Source organism: Catellatospora sp. NPDC049609 (assembly GCF_040675365.1).
In the GTDB taxonomy this organism is placed as follows: Bacteria; Actinomycetota; Actinomycetes; order Mycobacteriales; family Micromonosporaceae; genus Catellatospora.
Genome location: NZ_JBFAOU010000427.1, coordinates 1 through 1,959, shown reverse-complemented (window position 1 = coordinate 1,959; position 1,959 = coordinate 1). Strand labels below are relative to the sequence as shown.

Below are 1,959 nucleotides of genomic sequence, written 5' to 3'. Positions count from 1 at the left end.
GTTCAACTGGCGATACACCAAGAAAGATCTTGACGCCCTTCTCAAACGCCTCGCGACCCAGCCAGCCCTACCCGCAGCTGCGGCACCCCCGACGAATTAACGGAGAGGAGCACTTAGGAGCGGGAACCGCGCCTGTCCGCCGACCCTGCCAGGCGAGCGATGATTCGGCCGAATGGGCGATCCTTTGCAGTCACGCCAGGCAGCCGTTGGCGCGGCTGCCTGGCCCCGGAGCGGACCGCCACGCCGGTTTTAACAACGCGGTACATCATGGGCATCGGGTTTGACGCGCTTCAGCGAAGCGCCACGATCATGCGGTTGTAGCGGTCGCACCAGTAGTTTTACGGTCAGGTTGAGTCGCACATCAACGTCAATGAGCCTGGTTGGTGTGGCGCCCCGACTCTCGCAGCCACGCATAATGAGCACCCGGTATGGCGCAGACTGTGTTGGCCACTGCCATAACGTTTTCGACGTTAGGGCAATCAGCGATGTGGGCAACCACCCGGTTTTTCGTAGCTACAAGATCCACACTTCGAGCCCGGATATGGTTTCTTACCGTACGTATGGCGGTCGCTTGGCTGCATCCGGTAGCACTTTGATACACGGCCACGTAGTTCCACTGCTCCCCTTGTGCTGAATCCCGATTCAAGGAAACGAGGTCGTTACACCAGGCAGTAATGTCGCTTGAAGCGGCGTGCATTTCGCGCCAAGCGTCACTATTTGCCAGGGATGGCGGGACCTCGGTGCGGTGCGCAACCTCCACCAGATCGAACATAAACATGGCATTGTCGTAACGACGTAGTTCAGGGTAATCCTCGAGGCTGGGAACGGTACCGTGGAATCGGTGAGCAGCCTGAGCGCGAAAGGCAGCGTGGTAGCGGCGGAAGTTTTGGAGGAACCTTGCACGCCACGTTTGCGACATCTGAAGCGTAGTACGTGACCACAATTCCGCCAAAACCAACGCCACTGGGGCGGCCTCGCGAGGTGGCATATAGCCGTCCACAACTGCGGTGAGTTCAGCGAAGGCTTCATCGACTTCGGTGACAGAACGGCCCATGAAACCTTCATCTTGCTCGTCGTCTAATACAAAAAGCCAAACAACCCACTGCGCGTAAAGTTGAACGTCGCGCCGCGGGAGAGCAGGAAAGATTCGCGCGGCCACCCGCTCGAAGGACGCGTCGAATTGACGAGCGAGTTTATGCGGACTCGAGGCTAGACCGACTCGCTTTGCCCAGTCCTGCAAATGCGCCCCGATACGGTCGGCGTCTGGATGAATATCATCCGACACCTCGAAACCGAGGTTGGGCAGCAGATTCTCGGACGTCGGATAAGGCCGAACGGTCGCGGAAGCACCCAAGGCAGTCATCATTTTGCTCCTTTTCTCTCGGTCGGCTACGGCTGTGCTCCTTGCTAATTTATGCTAGCTAGCACCGTGGCGAACACGCCGCGTCCATAATCCTTGAACTAGATCTGTACGTTGACTGCGGCAGACTTCGACGTTCCCCTCTATTGCACATCCGTAATACTCTTCTGGAATCTATGGTTTTACGATAGAACTCAGCACACCTGCGAGTGCAGAGAATGCCGCCCAGATCAAGGCGATTGCCTAGATTAGTGACCAGGTGAGGAACTCGTCTCAACGTGTTGTTCAGAGAGTCGCGGGAGTAACTCACGTGAAGCTTTACGACTTTGGGGCCCCTTAGGTTCCCGGCGAGTGTCAGGCGCGTCGTGAGGTCGCACCGGCGGCCGACGGATGCCCCTCCTGTGGTCGTGGCAATTGATGTTTGGCTCGGGTGGCGCGAGCCTCCAGCAGGCAGAAGGACTTCCGCAAGTTACCGGAGGAGCACGCCGGAGGGGTTGCAGCGGCTGCTTACGATCTTGTGCGCAATAGCTGACGGTGGCGGTTGCTGGTCCGATCGCAGATCCTTTTTGGATGCCGCGTCGATGGGCTCGTCGTGTCTT

The 1,959-nt window shown here is 58.0% G+C and carries 1 protein-coding gene; it reads right to left on the bottom strand.

The genetic code is table 11. From position 1 onward, the window contains the following. Window positions 1–367: 367 nt before the first annotated feature. A complete protein-coding gene (locus tag AB0J67_RS40850; RefSeq protein WP_363491163.1) occupies window positions 368–1,363 on the bottom strand; it encodes a terpene synthase family protein in 996 nt (331 codons plus the stop codon). Between the last annotated feature and the right edge of the window lie 596 nt (window positions 1,364–1,959).